At 39.3% G+C, this 18,287-nt stretch carries 20 protein-coding genes; 18 read left to right on the top strand and 2 right to left on the bottom strand.

Features of this window, described 5'->3' with window-relative positions:
- Positions 1–46: 46 nt before the first annotated feature.
- On the bottom strand, positions 47–775 hold the full coding sequence (locus MUS1_RS08590) for a MipA/OmpV family protein (RefSeq protein ID WP_036161313.1): 729 nt from the start codon (positions 773–775) through the stop codon (positions 47–49).
- A 293-nt stretch (positions 776–1,068) separates the two neighbouring features.
- Here MUS1_RS08590 and rpsF point away from each other — a divergent pair, with 293 nt between their 5' ends.
- The 8 genes from rpsF to MUS1_RS08550 all read left to right on the top strand — a co-directional run bounded on the left by rpsF (position 1,069) and on the right by MUS1_RS08550 (position 8,883).
- On the top strand, positions 1,069–1,473 hold the full coding sequence (gene rpsF / locus MUS1_RS08585) for a 30S ribosomal protein S6 (RefSeq protein WP_036161310.1): 405 nt from the start codon (positions 1,069–1,071) through the stop codon (positions 1,471–1,473).
- A 26-nt stretch (positions 1,474–1,499) separates the two neighbouring features.
- Entirely contained in the window at positions 1,500–1,730 is a 231-nt protein-coding gene (gene rpsR / locus MUS1_RS08580) for a 30S ribosomal protein S18 (protein WP_036161308.1), read from the top strand.
- An 18-nt stretch (positions 1,731–1,748) separates the two neighbouring features.
- Positions 1,749–2,612, top strand: a complete 864-nt coding sequence (locus tag MUS1_RS08575) for a hypothetical protein (RefSeq protein ID WP_036161305.1) — start codon at positions 1,749–1,751, stop codon at positions 2,610–2,612.
- Between the two features lie 22 nt (positions 2,613–2,634).
- On the top strand, positions 2,635–3,078 hold the full coding sequence (gene rplI, locus MUS1_RS08570; RefSeq protein WP_036161303.1) for a 50S ribosomal protein L9: 444 nt from the start codon (positions 2,635–2,637) through the stop codon (positions 3,076–3,078).
- A gap of 119 nt (positions 3,079–3,197) precedes the next feature.
- On the top strand, positions 3,198–4,580 hold the full coding sequence (dnaB, locus tag MUS1_RS08565) for a replicative DNA helicase (RefSeq protein WP_036161302.1): 1,383 nt from the start codon (positions 3,198–3,200) through the stop codon (positions 4,578–4,580).
- 528 nt (positions 4,581–5,108) lie between these two features.
- The gene (locus MUS1_RS08560) at positions 5,109–6,149 is read left to right on the top strand and encodes a CDP-glycerol glycerophosphotransferase family protein (protein ID WP_051436183.1); all 1,041 of its coding nucleotides are present in this window, start codon (positions 5,109–5,111) and stop codon (positions 6,147–6,149) included.
- A gap of 221 nt (positions 6,150–6,370) precedes the next feature.
- Positions 6,371–7,270, top strand: a complete 900-nt coding sequence (locus MUS1_RS08555; RefSeq protein ID WP_211236447.1) for a glycosyl transferase family 90 — start codon at positions 6,371–6,373, stop codon at positions 7,268–7,270.
- Positions 7,271–7,320: 50 nt separating this feature from the next.
- Entirely contained in the window at positions 7,321–8,883 is a 1,563-nt protein-coding gene (locus MUS1_RS08550) for a methyl-accepting chemotaxis protein (RefSeq protein WP_036161296.1), read from the top strand.
- Between the two features lie 126 nt (positions 8,884–9,009).
- On the opposite strand, the gene MUS1_RS08545 is transcribed toward MUS1_RS08550, so the two are convergent.
- Entirely contained in the window at positions 9,010–9,762 is a 753-nt protein-coding gene (locus MUS1_RS08545; protein WP_036161295.1) for a ComF family protein, read from the bottom strand.
- 240 nt (positions 9,763–10,002) lie between these two features.
- Here MUS1_RS08545 and MUS1_RS08540 point away from each other — a divergent pair, with 240 nt between their 5' ends.
- The 10 genes from MUS1_RS08540 to MUS1_RS16325 all read left to right on the top strand — a co-directional run bounded on the left by MUS1_RS08540 (position 10,003) and on the right by MUS1_RS16325 (position 18,270).
- A complete protein-coding gene (locus MUS1_RS08540; RefSeq protein ID WP_036161292.1) occupies positions 10,003–10,221 on the top strand; it encodes a hypothetical protein in 219 nt (72 codons plus the stop codon).
- Between the two features lie 83 nt (positions 10,222–10,304).
- Positions 10,305–11,108: an alpha/beta fold hydrolase gene (locus MUS1_RS08535; protein ID WP_036161290.1), complete on the top strand. Its 804-nt coding sequence runs from the start codon at positions 10,305–10,307 to the stop codon at positions 11,106–11,108.
- A 142-nt stretch (positions 11,109–11,250) separates the two neighbouring features.
- Positions 11,251–11,928, top strand: a complete 678-nt coding sequence (gene bioD, locus MUS1_RS08530; protein ID WP_036161288.1) for a dethiobiotin synthase — start codon at positions 11,251–11,253, stop codon at positions 11,926–11,928.
- 91 nt (positions 11,929–12,019) lie between these two features.
- Positions 12,020–12,493, top strand: a complete 474-nt coding sequence (locus tag MUS1_RS08525) for a helix-turn-helix domain-containing protein (protein ID WP_036161286.1) — start codon at positions 12,020–12,022, stop codon at positions 12,491–12,493.
- Positions 12,493–13,647: a sensor histidine kinase gene (locus MUS1_RS08520; protein WP_036161283.1), complete on the top strand. Its 1,155-nt coding sequence runs from the start codon at positions 12,493–12,495 to the stop codon at positions 13,645–13,647. The genes MUS1_RS08525 and MUS1_RS08520 overlap by 1 nt, the downstream gene beginning before the upstream one ends.
- 1 nt (position 13,648) lies before the next feature.
- The gene (locus MUS1_RS08515) at positions 13,649–14,995 is read left to right on the top strand and encodes a sigma-54-dependent transcriptional regulator (RefSeq protein ID WP_036161281.1); all 1,347 of its coding nucleotides are present in this window, start codon (positions 13,649–13,651) and stop codon (positions 14,993–14,995) included.
- A 67-nt stretch (positions 14,996–15,062) separates the two neighbouring features.
- Positions 15,063–15,425 (top strand): flagellar hook-basal body complex protein FliE, encoded by a 363-nt coding sequence (fliE, locus tag MUS1_RS08510; protein WP_036161278.1) that lies wholly within the window; start codon positions 15,063–15,065, stop codon positions 15,423–15,425.
- Between the two features lie 27 nt (positions 15,426–15,452).
- Positions 15,453–17,120 carry a flagellar basal-body MS-ring/collar protein FliF gene (gene fliF / locus MUS1_RS08505; protein ID WP_036161276.1) on the top strand — a complete coding sequence of 556 codons (1,668 nt, stop codon included), beginning with the start codon at positions 15,453–15,455 and terminating at the stop codon, positions 17,118–17,120.
- Complete coding sequence (gene fliG / locus MUS1_RS08500) at positions 17,121–18,134, top strand: flagellar motor switch protein FliG (protein WP_036161275.1); 1,014 nt, start codon at positions 17,121–17,123, stop codon at positions 18,132–18,134.
- Between the two features lie 7 nt (positions 18,135–18,141).
- On the top strand, positions 18,142–18,270 hold the full coding sequence (locus tag MUS1_RS16325) for a hypothetical protein (protein ID WP_281171191.1): 129 nt from the start codon (positions 18,142–18,144) through the stop codon (positions 18,268–18,270).
- The last annotated feature ends 17 nt before the right edge of the window (positions 18,271–18,287 follow it).

Raw genomic sequence — 18,287 nt, 5'->3', positions numbered from 1 at the left:
TTGTATGGCTAATCCTTTGATTAGAGTAAATCCATATTGGATAAGGTTAAAATTTGTAGAAGATACCAATTAAAGCGGAATTCACTGTGTCATTATCGACAATAGGGCTTTGTTTGATGCTTGAATCATATTGAGTTTGCCTAATTGAAACCATAGTGCTTATGTTTTTGCTAATGGAGTGAAATGCGACAAAACCATAGGATGTTCTTGATGTGGCTGGTGCATCATAGGAAGAAATGGTGCCACCTGTTTTAGTGGATTCACTTTGTGAAACGCCAAACATGTAGTTGCTCATCTGTCCGCTGATATATTGATAACGTATTGATGGGATGACACGCCATGTTGCGATGGGGATAGGAAAACCTAATGACAGTTGGCCTAAATAGCCATTATGTACACCACTAATATCTTGAGCTAGCTTTGCAGTAATGGGGCCGAAGCGATAAGAGGCAAAAGCCATGGCACTGTCATCACGGTCATTTAATAACTGTATATTGCTGTTATCTGAGTCATCTGGGTCAAACATAGAGGGTGTATATCTTAAACCTGCAGATAGGCTTTGGAATCGACTCTTAGGAATTAAGTGATAACCTATTTCAGGGAAGTTTAAATACAATCGTTCGCTCTTATAGGAGAGTCCTGGTAAGAGTTTAGGCTTATTATTTGTGTCTTTATATAGACTTTGTGAATATGTTCCGATCACGCCAATACTGCTCTCGGAAAAAGCGAAAAATGGAGTAAGCAACAAATAGATCAAAATGATTTTCTTCAACATAAGAAGGTGTGCTTTTATAAAATAGATAATAAATATTCTATAGCGCTTTTACTTAATCTGTAAGTGTTTCATGGCTCACTAGGAACGTTATTTGAATCTATATGCGAATACAGCTTTTTAGTAATTTAATAAGTTTAAAACTTAATTCTTTGCTTTGACTCTATCTTGACTGATTTCGTTTACTTACTGTCCAGTAGTGCTATATAATGCGCGTCCCTGTAAATCTATACTCCTTGTCTCAAGGCTTCGTAACAGGGGGAGCGTGGAGACTAAAACCCATAAGGAGAGCTTAAATGCGTCATTATGAAATCGTTTTTCTGGTTCACCCAGATCAAAGTGAACAAGTACCAGCAATGGTTGAGCGTTACACTAACTTAATCACTGAAGATGGTGGTCAAGTTCACCGTCTAGAAGATTGGGGCCGTCGTCAATTGGCTTACCCAATAAACAAAATTCACAAAGCACATTACGTTCTTATGAACGTTGAGTGTTCTGATAGTGTTTTGTCTGAACTGAACGACACTTTCCGCTACAACGATGCAATCATCCGTAACTTGGTGATTCGTTGTAAAGAAGCGGTAACTGACGTATCTCCTATTAAAGCTTCTGAAGGTCGTGAAGATCGTCGCCCAGCTCCTCAACGTGAAGAGCGCAGCAACGAAAGCACTGACGAAGTAGCTGAAGAATCTGAAGATTAATCAATATTTTTTATTAGGAGACACTCATGGCTCGTTTTTTTCGTCGTCGTAAATTCTGCCGTTTTACAGCAGAAGGCGTTAAGCAGATCGATTATAAAGATCTAGAAACACTAAAAGGTTATGTTACTGAAACTGGTAAAATCGTACCTAGCCGTATTACTGGCACAAAGGCACGTTACCAGCGTCAACTAGCGACTGCTATCAAACGCGCTCGTTATATAGCTTTACTTCCTTACACTGACAGCCATTTTAATTAATAGGTTGAGAAGCGCGTTATGAGTGGTTTAGCTAAATGGGTTATGAAAAAACGCTTGAATGCCATTATTGGTGTGATGGTGTTTGGTCTTATTCCTATGATGTTTTGGCTAGCTGCTGCAATCTTAGGGTTGGTAGTGCTTCGTAAAGGTGTAAGAGAAGGAATACCTGTATTAGCTTGGGGTTGTCTGCCAGCACTTGTGCTGTGGGTACTTCAAGGCGATGCAACGGCATTAATGGTGTTAGTGAATGTGATGTTGTTGAGCTATTTGCTTAGATCGATGTCATCATGGAGTTGGGTGTTATTAACAGGTAGTTTTATTGCTGTTATTAGTACTCTGATTCAACCTCTTTTAATGGAGGACGTTTTGAATCTGGCTGTTGGTTTGGTTCAAAAAGTATTGTCTTCAGAAGAAGGTGTTGATGTTCCTGATAGAGATTTAATTTTCAACCAGGCGGTGGTGGCTATATCCATCTTCCAATCGGTAATTGCTGTTATTTCCTTGTTTTTGGCAAGAAAGTGGCAGGCAGGGCTCTACAATCCAGGTGGATTGCGTACAGAATTTCATCAGTTAAGATTACCTGTGTCATTCAGTTTGGTTTTGGGTGGAATGATACTGATAGGAGAAAGCTTAGGCGGATCCTTTACTGTCTTCTCTCAAGCCGCTATACCGGCATTGGTATTGCCAGCGCTCGCGCTAGTACATGGTGTTTTAGCAAAAAAAGAAATTGGGGTTGTTGGACTGGTTGCATTTTATCTTGTGGGGTTTTTTATCCTAAATGTATATTTTGTAAATATCTTGGTCATGCTTTGCGTGATTGATAGTTTTGTGAATATCCGTTCTAGGATCCAAGATAAGCCGTCCAACTCAAGTAATGGCTAATGATTAATTAGAGGTGATCGAGATGGAAGTTATTCTACTCGACAAAGTAAACAAGCTAGGCGGTATTGGCGACGTTGCAGTTGTTAAACCAGGTTATGCTCGTAACTTTTTGATTCCGAACAAAAAAGCTGTAATGGCTACAAAAGCTAACTTGGCTAGCTTTGAAGAGCGCCGTGTAGAACTTGAAGCAAAAGCTGCTGAACGTAAAGCCGTTGCTGAAGCTCGTGCTGCGACACTAGAAGGTAAAACTTTCACTATCGCTGCAAATGCGGGCGATGAAGGTAAACTTTTTGGTTCTATCGGTACTCGTGATATCGCTGATGCTATTTCTGCTGAAGTTGCAGTTGAAAAAGCTGAAGTTCGTCTTCCTGAAGGCGCAATTCGTCACACTGGTTCTTTCGAAGTAGATCTACAACTTCACTCTGAAGTTCTAGTAACTGTTACTTTGGCTGTAATCGCAGAGTAATTTGTTTTACAAATTATTCTCTCAAAAAGGGGGTCTTGCTTATTGCAAGATGCCCTTTTTTTATGATCATGATAAGCTGATCACTCTGTGTTTTTTCCGTTTTTGTATGGGTACTCTGTGTGCAACTAAATGATTCTGAAGTCGCTTCTATTAAATTGCCTCCTTATTCTATTGAGGCTGAGCGTTCCGTTGTTGGTGGATTGATGCTTGACCCAGAAGCCTGGGAAAAGGTTTCTGAGCTTGTTATTGCTGATGATTTTTACCGCCCAGAGCATCAGCTGATTTTTGCTGTTATTGCCCGTTTGGCAGATGAATCTGAACCTATTGATGTGGTTACTATTGGTGAGCGTTTAGATAAGCGCGGTGACTTAGAATCAATTGGTGGCATGGCGTATTTGATTGAAGTTGCAGAAGCGACGCCAAGTGCCTCTAATATAGGTTCGTATGCTGACATCGTACGAGAGCGTTCGATTCTTCGTCGATTAATTACTACTACTAATGATATTTCGTCTCGGGCGTTTCACCCTGAAGGTATGACGGCAGCAGAAGTGTTGGATGAGGCTGAGCGTAAGATCTTTCAGATTGCTGAAGGTGGTGAAAAGAAAGGCGGCCCTAGAATTGTTTCCGATATTCTTAGTGCGACTGTCGATAAAATTGATGAACTTTATCATCAAGAAGGCTCTATTACTGGTTTGAGTACAGGCTTTACAGATCTTGATGCTATGACTGCAGGTATGCAAAAATCGGATTTGATTATCGTGGCAGGCCGTCCTTCGATGGGTAAAACGACGTTTGCCATGAACTTGGTTGAAAATGCCACCATGATCAGTGATAAGCCAGTGATTGTATTTAGTTTAGAGATGCCTTCAGAGCAACTAATGATGCGGATGCTGTCTTCTCTTGGTCGTATCGACCAGACTCGAATGCGTTCAGGTCAGTTGGTGCAAGAAGACTGGGATAAGTTAATGTCAGCGGTAAAAATGCTAAAAGATCGTAAGTTATTTATTGATGACACAGCGGGTATTAGTCCGACAGAAATGCGCTCCCGTGTTCGTCGAATCGCTCGTGAGCATGGAGATGGTGGTGTTGCCATGATTATGATTGATTATCTTCAATTAATGCAGATTCCGGGTTATACCGAAGGTCGAACCAACGAAATTTCTGAGATCTCTCGATCTCTTAAGGCCATTGCCAAAGAAATGGAATGTCCTGTTGTTGCTCTGTCTCAGCTTAATCGTAGTTTGGAGAATCGACCAAATAAACGTCCGGTTAACTCCGATTTGCGTGAATCGGGAGCGATAGAGCAGGATGCGGATGTTATTTCCTTTGTTTATCGTGATGAGGTGTATCATGAAGATACACCGCATAAAGGCATTGCAGAGATTATTATCGGTAAGCAGCGTAACGGCCCAATAGGGACTTGCCGTTTAGCTTTTGTTGGTAAGTACACTCGGTTTGAAGATTTAGCTCCTGGGGCCTACCAAGATTTTGATGATGAGTGATACTTACATTTTGATGATATATTTAATCTAATTTTCAATGGTTTTTCTATGGATATTACTAATATCTATTCTTATTGGTACTAGTAATAAGTTCTAAAAAAAGAGATTCTTTCAAATGTTACAGTTTTATATGGGAAAATAAAAACGAATAAGGATTCAGGTCTTATTTTTTATGCTATAAAAAATCATGATGGAAAATACTCGCTATCTCTTGATAATGTAATAAAAAATAACTCTCTAACGAAAAAAATAAATAGATTTGTTAGAAGAACTTTATACCTACCTTAAGAATAACTTGATTGTTTTTGGAGATGTTGTCCTTTTAGTGTTTTATGTCAGGAGTATGAGGATGATAAATTTAAATTTATTGTTTTCAATGCTTAGGTGCTAGACGTTTTGGTTTGCAATTTTGGGATCATTGTCATTCAAAAAAACTTACAGAAAAATAGTAATTATCGACAGTGAAAAAAATTATAATGAGATTGAAACCTCAATTTCTATTTACAGTGATAAATTAATCTAGGTGAGATGATGAATAAAAAATACCTTTTTTATATAACTAAAAATTATTCTTTTGAAATTTTGAGACCTCTACAAGAGGCTATTTTATCAGAGGGTGATGACTGCTTTTGGTATGCCCATGGCAATAGTGTTAATAAAGAGTATTTTAATGATGATGAGAAAATATTAAAAACAATTGATAGCGTTATAGAATATGAACCAGATGCTGTTTTTGTTCCTGGTAATGTAGTTCCACATTTCATTCCAGGATTAAAAGTTCAGATCTTTCATGGATTAGAACATAAAAAGAAAGGTCATTTTATTATTCGTGGTTTTTTTGATCTTTACTGTACGCATGGGCCAATTACAACCGAAAAATTTAATGAGTTGGCTGATAAATATAAATCTTTTGAAGTAATTGAAACTGGTTGGCCAAAATTAGACCCTTTATTTCATACAGAAAAGTTGACTTCTTTGTTTGAGAATCAATTGCCTTGTGTACTTTATGCGCCTACCTTTTCAATTTCACTAACAAGTTCTGTAGATCTTTTAATAGAGATAGAGAATCGTGTAAAATTAAATAAAGAAAACTGGTTGTTTAAATTTCATCCTAAAATGAGTTCTGATCTTTTAATGCCTTACAAAGACATGGAAAAAAAATATCGAAATGTAGTTTTAATTAATTTTGAAAGCATTTCCCCTTCTTTGCAAACTGCAGATATTCTTCTTTCTGATACGAGTTCAGTAATAGGTGAGTTTTTATTATTGAATAAACCTGTAATTACCTATAGAAATATTAAGCCAGGTGCTGAGCTTATTAATTTTGATGTCCCTGAGAAATTAGGTGAAATGATCTCTTTGGCTCTCAACCCTTCAACTGAGTTACAACGTTCTATGGTAGAAGCGGTTAAGCAATTGCATCCCTATGTTGATGGAGTGTCAAGTTTTCGCATTTTGAAGGCTGTTAAAGAAATGCTGCTAAAAGAAAACGCTGGAATTAAAAGAAAACCATGGAATATTTTTCGTAAATTTCAGCAACGAAAAGGTCATAATTTTTGGAAATTTTGAACCATATCCTACTGCAGGTTTAGTGTGGATTTTCAATTTGATTTTTAACTGTCGTGATGTTTTTCTTTAAATTACGGAGGAGTATATGGTGATTTTTATAATTAAATATACTCGGTTTGAGGACTTGGCGCCTGGGGCATATCAAGATTTTGATGATGAGTAAATAGATGAGATTTCGTAAGCATAAGAGTTCAAAGTTCCGGTTTTATCTAAATGGTATAATGAACAAGTTTCTTCCAGATTTTATCTTCAAAATAATTTATAAGCGTTTATTTATAAGGTTTGAAGATGAAAAAGAATATATAGAGGGGCGTGTTGATTATTACTTTCGGGTAAAGACGAGCTTTTCTTTAAGTTCAGAAGTCGCCTCAATTAAAGATATTAACCCTAGAGAGTATCCGTCTGCATATTACTTTGATATGTTACAATTTTGTCGTTTTTTCCCGAATGCTAGATTCGACTATTTATTTGGTGATATCACACATGTTCCGGATACACCTTCTTTCCTAAAAAGTCGGCCAATTAGTGAAGATAATCAAAATTCTGTTCTATTAAAGTTGAATAAAGTACGGCATTTTAATTTTATTAATGATTCTCTTGATTATGAAGATAAAAAAGACATGATCGTATGGAGAGGGAAATCTTTTGTAACTCATCATAGGTTTGAGGTGTGTGGTAAGTATTTCGATTCACCTCAGTGTAATATTGGGCTTTCTAATCCAGCTAAAAAAACGTATGAAAAACACTTAACTCGAGGACGATTGACGATAGATGAACAGCTGAAATATAAGTTTATTTTGTCTATGGAAGGAAATGACGTTGCTACTAATTTAAAGTGGATTATGTCTTCAAACTCTCTTTGTTTTATGAGGAAGCCCAGATTTGAGACGTGGTTTATGGAAGGGAGGTTGATTCCTGATGTGCATTATGTCGAGTTAAAAGATGATTTTTCTGATTTGTTAGAAAAAGTGGATTTTTACATTGAAAACCCCAATTTGGCAAAGAATATTATTAATAATGCACATGATTACGTTGAACAGTTTTTTGATGAGGATAGAGAATTGTTGATTTCTCTCTTGGTTATGAAAAAATATTTAGAGTTAAGTGGTCAGGTCGATTGATTTTGAGTTATTTGACAAGGAACAATTTAGAATAAGAATAGGAAAAATTTATGCGTAAAATGTCGGTGACAAATAAGGAAAATGATTTTCCAGAAAGTGATGTTCTCGTATCGAGCACGGACATAAAAGGACGTATTACATTTGTTAATGATGCTTTTTGTGATGTGGCTGGTTATCAGCGTGAAGTGTTAATTGGCAAGGCGCACAATGTCATTCGTCATCCTGATGTTCCGTCTGCGGTTTTTGCGGATATGTGGGCAAACCTTAAGCAAGGTAAAAGCTGGATGGGGATTGTTAAAAATCGCTGTGAAAATGGTGATCATTACTGGGTGAGTGCTCATGTAAGTCCTTTATTGGATGGTGATAAGGTTATTGGCTATGAATCTGTTAGGCGAAAAGCCACAAAAGATGAAATACAACACGCTCAATCTGTTTATGACCGAATTAATGCGGGTAAAGCTTTGTTGCCTTTTACTGCTAAGGTTTCTTCTCATTTAGTGAATGCGTCATGGCCATTGGTGGCTTGTTTTGCGCTTTTGGCTGTTATTGGTTTGCTTTCAAATACTGTTGCGCTTCAAGTGCTGTCCTGTGTCTTTGCTCTCTTGGGTGTGTTTTTAACGACTTACCAAGTACGCAGTTTAAGTCTCGTTGTTGATAATTTATCCACAGAATCCAAAAATCCTATTGGCCAGTATTTATATTGCAAAATGGTTGGGGCTAAAGCTGCAATTAAGTTTGCCCAAATTCATCAAGAAGCAGCTGGAAATACATTTCGATACCGTTTGAAAGAAGGTGCAGGACAGCTTCAAAAAAGAGCTACGGAATCTAAGGCAAGTGTTACAGCCAATCTAAATAACTTTAATAAACAACGTGGTACTTTTCAGAGTGTTGTAGCTTCTAGTTCCCAGTTGTTGTCTAGTGTTACTCATGTAGCGTCACACGTTAATGTGGCGGTTGAAGCCACGGAGTCTGTTGGGCTTTTGACACGTGAAAGTCGGTTATTGGCGCAACAAACAGGTGAGACCATGCGTGAAGTCTATAAAGACATTTCGGACGCTAAAAAAGTTGTGGCTATCTTGGCTGAACAAAGCGATAGCATCAATGCCGTTGTACATTCTATTAGTGATATTGCTGATCAAACCAACTTACTTGCATTGAATGCTGCGATTGAATCAGCTCGTGCAGGTGAAGCAGGAAGAGGTTTTGCAGTTGTGGCTGATGAGGTTCGTGCGTTAGCAATACGAACTCAAAGTGCGACACAGAATATTCATGCTATGACGGAAGAGTTGAAAAAGAATACTTCCGATGTAAGTGAAACAATTGATAAAGGTACATTGGTTGCACAGCAAGGCGTAGAAAGTGTTAATCAAGTTGCTCGGAAAATGGGTGATATTGAGGTCGCCATTAAGCAAGTGGTTCAAATGACTGCGCAAATTAATGTCTCATCAGAAGAGCAGGCTAAAGTGGCTAGAGATCTTAATGACAAAATGGAAGATGTGGACGCTTTGAGCCTTGATAGTATTCGAAGTGCAGAGAATATTGTTTTGAATATTTCGCATATTGAAGAAGAGGCGTACGAGCAAGGGAACCTTGCGGAGAGAATGAAGCAATAAATCAGTAACTAATCATGGTCATTACAGGCACAAAGGCCTTGTGAGTTTTTCTTACGGGGCTTTTTTATGGCTTTTTTATGGCTGTTTAAGAGCTTTCATGCTCAGATGTTAAATTACTGTTTCTTTTTAGGATTGGTCTATTTTGTCTGGTGTCCGAGCAATTACCCAGATATCTACTCGTTCTGCACCAGATTCAAGAAGGAGTTTAGTGCAACTTTCTATCGTGCTGCCTGTTGTCATTACGTCATCAAATAAAACAACATGTTTGGCAATGGGGGTATTGATTTCATAGCTATTTTTTTGGTTTTTAAGTCGTTCTTTTCTACTTAATGAGTGTTGTGCTTGAGTGTGTTTTAGTTTGCGGAGTGGATTGTTGTTAGCTTTGAATGGGCATTGATCCCCAATTTTCAGTTGTAAGTTTTTCAATAAGTGATCGCTCATGGCTTTTGTTTGGCAAAATCCGCGTGCTTTGATTCTGTTTGGATGACTCGGAACGTAGATAAGCTGGTCAGGCCAAGAATCAGAGGAGTAGATTTGAATAAGGTGTTCGCTCAATAGGTATGTTAATGGACGAATATAGTGATTTCCTTGATTAAATTTGATGCTATGAATGAGGGTTTTTATAATGCCTTCGAATCGATAGGGTGCAATGCAAAGTTGATACTGCGGTGGTGATGTTTGGCAGCGACCGCATAAGATATTTTTTTTATGCGTAGAGCGTTTGCAGTGAAGGCAATGCTTTTCATTTTTTGGAAAGTTGTCGTGGCAGTGTTTACAAATGGTGGTTTTACTTTTTGTATTGCAGATATAGCACAGACCTAAAAATAATCCATTGTAAATTGAGTTTATTCTTATAGTTGATAGCTTTAACCAGTCCATTGGTATTGCTCCATTCATTTATTTTACCGAGGCTAATATGCCTATAAATATATCTGTAAATACTTCTACTGAAAACATCAGCAGACTCGTTTTAATTTGATTCATGCTGAAGTTAAGGTGCTTTTCGATTTTCCATTTATGGATTTACTGTTTCATGCTCAAACTCTCCATAGAAAAATTCAAGCTAAATGAAGTTCAGGTGAGTGCTCTTTTGTCTATCAAACTCCGGCTCTATGTTTTATGGTGGGTGCAAATTCTATTTTCTATGGGGGGAAATTACTGACAGCAGCTAATCTAGAAGCAGACAAGGATATGGCGTTGCTTGCTTATTTGGGTGTTAGCCCTGAAAGGCGGGAAGAGCTCTCTGATGAAGCGGTTGTTGAATCTATTGTAGCGCGAGTGGTAAATCAAGAAGAGTCTAAGTTGTTTTATGAGGCTAATGTTCAAAAAATGATTTGAGTGCAGAGCACTCCAATGAGGATTTAGTGTTATTATCTGATTCGTTCCAACAGATATTAATGTCGAAATAATAGAGGGATTGCATGCGCGCACGTATTGAAACAGAAGCATTTGGAGATCCAACTCATCAAGCCATTTTTATGGTATCTGGATGGGCGATGTCAAAAGAAGTGATGCATGCTTTTGCTCAACGTTTAAGTCAGCGTTTTTATGTTGTCTTGGCTAATTTGCCTGGTATTTCTCTTGATGAACAGTGGATTAGTCGTTCACGTATCGGACCTAACTACGATATCGATGCATTAACTGAACAGTTAATTGATGTGGCGCCTAAAGAGTCATGGTGGATTGGTTGGTCACTTGGTGGAATGGTGTCTACTTATGTCGCTGCTCGCCGCTCTAGTTGTGTTCGAGGTTTGATTACCTTGTCGGCTTCCCCTAGTTTTATCAGAAGGGATGATTATTCATTTGGCATGTCTGTGGCGGATTTTGATGCTTTTTCAGCTTTGGTTGAGAGTGCGCCTGAGCAGGGAGTGAAGCACTTAGTGGCATTACAGGTCAAAGGTGCAGAAGATGAGAACGCTCTTGCCAATCAATTACAATCCTTTTTACCCATAAAGACACTTAATCATGCGGCTCTTATTGGAGGACTTAGACTGTTAAAGTCTCTTGATTTACGTCGAGAATGGTCGATTTTAGATTTGCCTAATTTGCACTTGCTAGGCGGTAAAGATACCTTGGTTTTTGCGCAAGCTTTAGAGCAACAAGTCAATGTAAATCCCTTACAAAAATGTGTTGTATTACCTAATTGTACGCACCTACCTTTTCTTGAAAATCAAGATGAATGTGTTCTGTATATAGAACGCTTTATCTATTCGAATACATTGTAGCAACCGTATACTCGACGCTAATATAGTGTTCAGTTAAGTGTTTTCATATTCTTTGGCTTAGTCCTTCCTTAAGGTGTCAATAAATGTATGCTTAATTCTTTTGTTATATGACTTCTTTGCGAAAAAACTTCTAAGGATTAGCGTGAAAAAACATTTTTTTGTGACAGGTACAGATACAGACGCAGGTAAAACCTTCGTCACGGTAGGTTTGTTGAAAGCCGCTAAACGAGCAGGTATTAAATCATTTGGTCTTAAACCGATTGCGGCAGGGGCAGAAAGGGTTGATGGTGTTTTGCGTCATAATGATGGAGTGCTTATTCAGCAAGCCGGTAGTGTCAATTTGCCCTATGAGCAGGTTAACCCTGTTGTATTCGAAACGCGTATGGCGCCACATATATCTGCTATGAAAGAAAATAAATTGATCACAGCTTCTCGCTTAGAAGGCTATATTAAAGGTGCTTTGTTGAAGCCTCATGAGTTTGCCTTAATTGAAGGGGCTGGTGGTTGGCGGGTCCCATTAAATGATAGAGAGTTCTTGTCTGATGTAGCAAAACGGATTGGTTTTCCTGTCATTCTTGTTGTTAATATGAAATTAGGTTGTTTGAATCATGCTGTTTTGACGGCCGAGGCAATAGTGAGAGACGGATTGCAGCTTGCTGGATGGGTTGCTAATACCGGGCCAGAAAGAATGTCACATTATGATGAAAATCTAGCGAGTCTTTCGGTGATGTTGCCAGCTCCATTATTGGGTGTTTTATCTTGGGCTCAAGATGAAAAAGTCTCGCAAAATCAGTTTGATAAACTGTTTTTGACGTTATAATGATTTTTGATAAAACTTGAAAGTCAGCGATGTAGGCGCATTGTAGTAATGACATAGACGAGAATGACTTATTAAAGGTTGGGGTGGCGGTGTGAAAGCTTGGTTGTGTGGTTTGGGTGAGGAAGAATACGCGAGCGTTTCCAGTATCTTAACCTTTGTAGGTGTTGAGCATAGTACGTCATTGACTGCATTTCAATTGCCCGATTTTGTTGTTTTGGGGGAGGCTGTTCAATCTTTTGAACTGGATGAGATGATTCCTGTTGTCTCATTGAATCAGTCTATTGATATTGTGAATTGCAGTCATAATGTTTGGTTAGCTCCTTTGCCTTGGCGGTCTCAGTTACTTTCTTCGATTCTAAAAGAAATTAAACAATTACATACGTTTCCTCAAACTTCTGGTGTTAATTTAAACTTGCATGTTCGTCATTTAGAAGCGCTTCTTATTCGACAGGCTTTGGTGTCTACTCAAGGTGTGGTTTCAAAAGCAGCGCAGAATTTACAGATACAACGCACGACGTTGATCGAGAAAATGCGTCGATATAATATTGATAAATCGGAGTTTTAGTGACTAAAGATGAAGAAATAGCGGAGTTAAAAGCTGCTTTCAAAGCGTTCACTGAATCTTCTGATGTGTTGGCAAAGTCTTATTTGGACCTTCAGCAAGAAGTCGTCCGATTGTATGATCAGTTGGATAGATCTGAACAAGACAAACGCCAAGAGCAAGATAAAAATCGGATATTGGTTTTGCAGTTTCAGCAATTATTTGAGTCTATGCCTGTAGGTGTGTTGTTATTAAACGATGAGGGCGTGGTGGTAATGGCAAATCCTGTTGCAGAGCGTTTATTTAATTTATCTCTCATTGGCCAGTTATGGGGAGAAATTGTTCCTTTAAGTTTTCGTCCACAGGAAAATGATGGTCACGATGTGAGCATGGTGACTGGTCGTCGTGTTCGTGTAGAAACGGCATCGTTGGGTGATGCTCCAGGACAGTTAGTGATCTTAGTAGATTTGACTGAGGCGTATCATTTGCAAAAGAAATTAACGCACCATGAGCGCTTATCAAATATGGGCAAAATGGTCGCCGCACTTGCTCATCAAATCAGAACGCCTTTGTCTTCTGCGACACTCTATGCTGGGCATCTACAAAAGCCAGATCTTGCGCCTGTTATGCGTCAAACTTTTGCGAATAAGTTAGTCGCTAGACTGGCGAATATTGAAAAGCAAATTCGCGATATGCTTATTTTTTCTCGTAGTGAAATTAAATTAGATGAAGTGATTTCAGCCTCGGAATTTGTTGAGGAGCTGACAAATCATTGCGAAGAAATTTGTGAACAAAAAAATATGAACTTTGAAATGGTGGGAGAGGATTTCTCCGACATGGATTGTATTCAGTGTAATAAAGAAACATTATTAGGGGCATTATTAAACCTTTTAAATAATGCGATTGATGCACAATCTGAAGGTGATGTGGTTCGATTTGATTGGCGTAGTCATGGTAGTAATGTGATTTTTACATTTAGAGATCGTGGTGTTGGCATGTCTAAAGAACATTTGGATCATGTGCAAGAGGGGTTTGTAACAACAAAACAGCATGGAACCGGACTGGGCCTTATGGTTGTTAAGGCTATTGCGAGAGCTCATCATGGGCAGTTTGAAATAGACAGTATAGAGGGCGCTGGTACGACGGCCAGTTTAACACTTCCTCTTGTAAGGGTATGACATGTCTGATGTGAAATTATTAATTGTAGAAGATGATAAGGGGTTGGCTGAGGCGTTAGAAGATACGCTGATGTTAGCCAGTTATCAGTGTAAAATGGTTTATAGTGCAGAAGAAGCTGTGATAGCGTTAAAGCATGGTCAGTTTGATATGGTTGTTTCAGACGTAAACCTTCCTGGAATGGATGGCTATGGTTTACTTCATCATGTCATCGATACTTATCCAGAACTTCCAATCATGTTGATGACGGCTTATGGCGATATTGCTCATGCTGTCGAGGCGATGCGTGATGGTGCTGTCGATTATTTGCTAAAGCCCTTTCAAGAAGAGGAGCTTCTCAGTGCCATTGCTAAATACACTGTCAAAGTAACGCCGTCATCTAATAGTCAGCCTATTGCGAAAGATCCTTCTAGTTTGGCTTTGTTAGAGTTGGCGAAGCGCGTTGCTGTCACTGATTCTACAGTGTTGATTTGTGGTGAAAGTGGTACAGGTAAAGAGGTTCTAGCTCATTATATTCATCAGCAGTCTAGTCGTCCTAACGCGCCTTTTATTGCTATTAACTGTGCGGCTATTCCAGAAAATATGTTGGAAGCGATTCTTTTTGGTTATGAAAAAGGGGCTTATACTGGCGCAGTGTCATCTCAAGCGGGTAAGTTCGAACAAGCCAACGGCGGAACTTTATTGCTTGATGAGATTACTGAAATGGATGTGGGGCTGCAGGCCAAATTGTTACGAGTTTTGCAAGAGCAGGAAGTGGAGCGCCTCGGTGGGAAAAAATCTATTCCGCTAGATGTTCGGATTATTGCGACGACAAACCGTGATCTTGCTGATTATGTACGTGAAGGCGGTTTTAGAGAGGATTTATATTACCGTCTAAATGTTTTCCCACTGCGTTGGCAGCCGATTCGTGAGAGAAAAGGTGATATATTACCAATAGCTCAGCATTTATTGGCAAAACATGCGGCAAAAATGCGTATTTCAGCCGCAATATTAAAACCTTCGGCTCAAAGTAAGTTAGAATCTCATCCTTGGCCAGGAAATGTCCGAGAGCTTGATAACGTTATTCAGCGAGCCTTAATCTTGAGCCCAAATGCGCAGATTAATGAAGATCATATTGCGTTTGATATGATGAGTTTGAATCCGTCAACGGTGGAGTCTGAGGTTGAAGAAGATAGTGTTGCTTCTATCTTGGGTAAGGGGGTTCAGCAGCACGAGTTTCGTATTATTGCTCAAGCATTGATCGATGCTAACGGTAAACGCAAAATAGTTGCAGAAACACTGGGGATTAGTCCTAGAACCTTGCGTTATAAAATCGCAAAAATGCGAGAAAGTGGTATAGATGTAGATTGATTTTTGTATCTTGTTTTAATTGGCTTTATGCTAAGCTGTATCGATATATATTTTGTAGGTGAGTAACATGATCTCTGGTCGACCAGACATTAATCAGGTGTTGTCCCAAATGCGGGATATGAGGTCGCAAGTTCAAGCGCCTAATTCCCCTGTGTCTAATGTAGCCAAAGTGGGTGGTGAAGGCGATGGAATTCAGGCTGTTGAGCGTGCAGATTTCGCAGAAATGTTAAAAAGCGCTGTGAATAATGTGAATACATTGCAAAAAGATGCGACACAGTTAGCTCAGTCTTATGAAAGAGGTGATGAAGGGGTTGATTTGCCTCAGGTCATGATTGGCTTGCAAAAATCCAGTGTGTCATTTGAAGCTATGACACAAGTACGAAATAAACTTGTCGACGCATACGAAAAAATCATGAATATGCCGATTTAGGCATAACAAACCGCTTGGCGCTTTTAAATGGATAATGTCCCTGCAGAACAATCAGAGCAAAAGCTCTATTTAGAGTTGGTTACTGGCTTTAACAAGCTGACTGTTATTCGTCAGCTTGCATTAATGGTTGGTTTAGCTGCATCTATCGCGATAGGATTATCGGCAGTGTTGTGGAGTAACGGTCCAGAATACAAGCCTGTATTGAGTAGTATTACAGACTACAATGCTGATCAAATAGTTGAACTTCTTAGTGTTAATAATATTCCTTTTAAAGTTGATGAAAATACAGGCGCGTTGCTTGTTGAATCTGAATTTTATCATCAAGCCCGTCTTAAATTAGCTGGTTCAGGTATTGTTTCCGACAACATTGTTGGTATGGAAATAATGGATCAGGAGCAAGCATTAGGCACCTCCCAATTTGTCGAGACGACTCGTTATCGACGAGGTCTAGAGGGGGAACTGAGCCGAACTATTACTAGCTTGCAAAGTATTAAAAGTGCTCGAGTTCATCTTGCTATACCAAAAGAATCTGTTTTTGTACGAGATACTAGAAAACCTTCTGCTTCGGTGTTTTTAGAGCTTTATCCTGGAAGACGTTTGGATCATAGCCAGGTAGAAGCCATTGTTAATTTGGTCGCTTCTAGTATTTCCCAATTGAGTGATAAAGACGTAACTGTCGTAGATCAACGTGGCACTTTGTTGACAGAGAAAGATATTGACTCAGAGCTGTCTGTTGCTGGTAAGCAATTTGATTATGCTCGTAAAGTGGAAGAAGTACTGTTACAGCGTGTGAATAATATTCTTGGGCCTGTTATTGGTCAGGGACGTTTTAAGGCTGAAGTGTCTGCAGATGTAGATTTTACTGCCATTGAAAAAACTGACGAACAGTACAATCCTGATTTACTTGCATTGCGTAGTGAACAAACACTCACAGAGAACCGTGCAGGAACAAGTACTAGTGGGATTCCTGGGGCACTTACAAATCAGCCTCCAGGAGCGGTAACAATACCTGAATCGGTTGATGAGAATGGCGCAGTTATTGGTGGTTCGAATCCTGCTAATGGTCAGTCACGTGAAGAAACAAGGCGTAACTTTGAGCTAGATAGAAGCATTAGCTACACAAAACGTCAACAAGGTATGGTACGACGTTTGTCTGTTGCTGTTGTGGTTGATGATTTGGCAAGTTTAAACCCAGAAACGTCAGCTTTAGTTCGTACGCCGTGGAATGATGACGAATTGGGGCGTTTGACACTTTTAGTGCGTGATGCAGTTGGTTATGACCCTTCTCGTGGTGATAGTGTCAGTGTGATTAATTCGCCTTTTGCTTTGCCAGATCCAGTTGAGCCAATTGCTGAAATACCATTCTATAAACAAACTTGGTTCCTGAATTTGTTACAACCTACCTTGGTTGGAATATTTGTCCTGATTTTGTTACTTGTTGTCGTTAGGCCAATTTTGAAAGCACTTAGCGACCAAAATAAAATTGCTATGGCGGATGACACTGAGGCAGCTATTTTTTCCGATGAAACAGATGAAATTTCAGATGATCAGGTATCCTTGGTTAGTGCAGAAGATATATTAGTGCCGGGTTCTCCTGAGAAGATAGAGCGTCAGCTAAATGCAATTCGAGGTTTAATTGCGGAAGAACCAGAGCGAGTTGCTCAAGTTGTTAAACAATGGGTGATGGAAAAATAAATGAGTAATTCAGGCCAAGGCTCAGAGTTGAGTTCAGTTGAAAAAGCAGCCGTGTTGCTTATGTCTCTTGGTGAGTCTGATGCGGCGCAAATTCTTAAGCATATGGGGCCGAAAGAAGTTCAGAGAATCGGCTCAACCATGGCTCAGTTAGCCAATATTCAGAGACATCAGGTGGAAAAAGTACTTGATGATTTTCTGGTTCTAGTTGGCGACCAAACGGGTTTGGGGTTGGGTGCGGATGGTTATATTCGTAACATGCTAAGAGAGGCGCTTGGTGAAGAGAAAGCCGGTAGTCTGATTGACCGAATTCTATTGGGCGGAAGTACTACAGGGCTTGATACGCTTAAATGGATGGAATCTAGAGCTGTGGCTGATGTGATTAGATATGAGCATCCTCAAATTCAAGCCATTGTTATTTCTTATCTAGACCCAGACCAAGCTGCGGATATTCTTGCTAATTTTGATGAGCGAGTTCGTCTTGATATCGTGCTACGAGTTGCAGCATTAGAAACGGTGCAACCAGCTGCATTGCAAGAGTTGAATGATATTCTTGAACGTCAGTTCTCAGGGAATCAGTCTACTCAATCAACGACAATTGGTGGTATTCGAACGGCCGCCAATATTATGAACTTTATCGAAAGTTCTGTGGAATCTGAGTTAATGGAATCCATTCGTGATGTTGACGAAGACTTAGCAAATACTATTCAAGATTTGATGTTTGTTTTTGATAATCTATTGGAAGTGGATGACCGAGGAATACAGGTTATTCTTCGCGAAGTGGAATCTGAAACCTTGATCCTTGCATTGAAAGGTGCTGATCCAGATATGCAAGACAAGATATTTAACAACATGTCTTCCCGTGCTGCAGATATGCTGAAAGACGATCTGGAGGCAAAAGGTCCTGTACGTGTTAGTGAGGTTGAAGTTGCGCAAAAAGAAATATTGGCTGTTGCGAGGCGCCTTGCTGATAACGGAGAAATAGCTCTCGGCGGCGGCTCTGAGAAGATGGTCTAGTTGATATATGGCTGATCCAAACGATGAAAAAAATGAGCGCAAGTTAACCGCTTATGAACGATGGGAGCTTCCTCATCTTGATAGCAATAAGCCTCGTAATGAGTCTGGCCCAGCTATTTTAATTCAAAAGAACTAAGTTGTTGAGACTGAAGA

The organism is Marinomonas ushuaiensis DSM 15871, from assembly GCF_000521805.1.
Lineage (GTDB): Bacteria > Pseudomonadota > Gammaproteobacteria > Pseudomonadales > Marinomonadaceae > Marinomonas > Marinomonas ushuaiensis.
The sequence above is the reverse complement of the archived record's forward strand: the minus strand, read 5'-3'. Positions and strand labels throughout refer to the sequence as shown.

Bases quoted from the DNA above. Each gene is read 5' to 3' on its own strand.
- MUS1_RS08590 (WP_036161313.1), bottom strand. From the start codon at position 775: ATGTTGAAGAAAATCATTTTGATCTATTTGTTGCTTACTCCATTTTTC.
- rpsF (WP_036161310.1), top strand. From the start codon at position 1,069: ATGCGTCATTATGAAATCGTTTTTCTGGTTCACCCAGATCAAAGTGAA.
- rpsR (WP_036161308.1), top strand. From the start codon at position 1,500: ATGGCTCGTTTTTTTCGTCGTCGTAAATTCTGCCGTTTTACAGCAGAA.
- MUS1_RS08575 (WP_036161305.1), top strand. From the start codon at position 1,749: ATGAGTGGTTTAGCTAAATGGGTTATGAAAAAACGCTTGAATGCCATT.
- rplI (WP_036161303.1), top strand. From the start codon at position 2,635: ATGGAAGTTATTCTACTCGACAAAGTAAACAAGCTAGGCGGTATTGGC.
- MUS1_RS08560 (WP_051436183.1), top strand. From the start codon at position 5,109: ATGATGAATAAAAAATACCTTTTTTATATAACTAAAAATTATTCTTTT.
- MUS1_RS08555 (WP_211236447.1), top strand. From the start codon at position 6,371: ATGAACAAGTTTCTTCCAGATTTTATCTTCAAAATAATTTATAAGCGT.
- MUS1_RS08550 (WP_036161296.1), top strand. From the start codon at position 7,321: ATGCGTAAAATGTCGGTGACAAATAAGGAAAATGATTTTCCAGAAAGT.
- MUS1_RS08545 (WP_036161295.1), bottom strand. From the start codon at position 9,762: ATGGACTGGTTAAAGCTATCAACTATAAGAATAAACTCAATTTACAAT.
- MUS1_RS08540 (WP_036161292.1), top strand. From the start codon at position 10,003: ATGGTGGGTGCAAATTCTATTTTCTATGGGGGGAAATTACTGACAGCA.
- MUS1_RS08535 (WP_036161290.1), top strand. From the start codon at position 10,305: ATGCGCGCACGTATTGAAACAGAAGCATTTGGAGATCCAACTCATCAA.
- MUS1_RS08515 (WP_036161281.1), top strand. From the start codon at position 13,649: ATGTCTGATGTGAAATTATTAATTGTAGAAGATGATAAGGGGTTGGCT.
- fliE (WP_036161278.1), top strand. From the start codon at position 15,063: ATGATCTCTGGTCGACCAGACATTAATCAGGTGTTGTCCCAAATGCGG.
- fliF (WP_036161276.1), top strand. From the start codon at position 15,453: ATGGATAATGTCCCTGCAGAACAATCAGAGCAAAAGCTCTATTTAGAG.
- fliG (WP_036161275.1), top strand. From the start codon at position 17,121: ATGAGTAATTCAGGCCAAGGCTCAGAGTTGAGTTCAGTTGAAAAAGCA.
- MUS1_RS16325 (WP_281171191.1), top strand. From the start codon at position 18,142: ATGGCTGATCCAAACGATGAAAAAAATGAGCGCAAGTTAACCGCTTAT.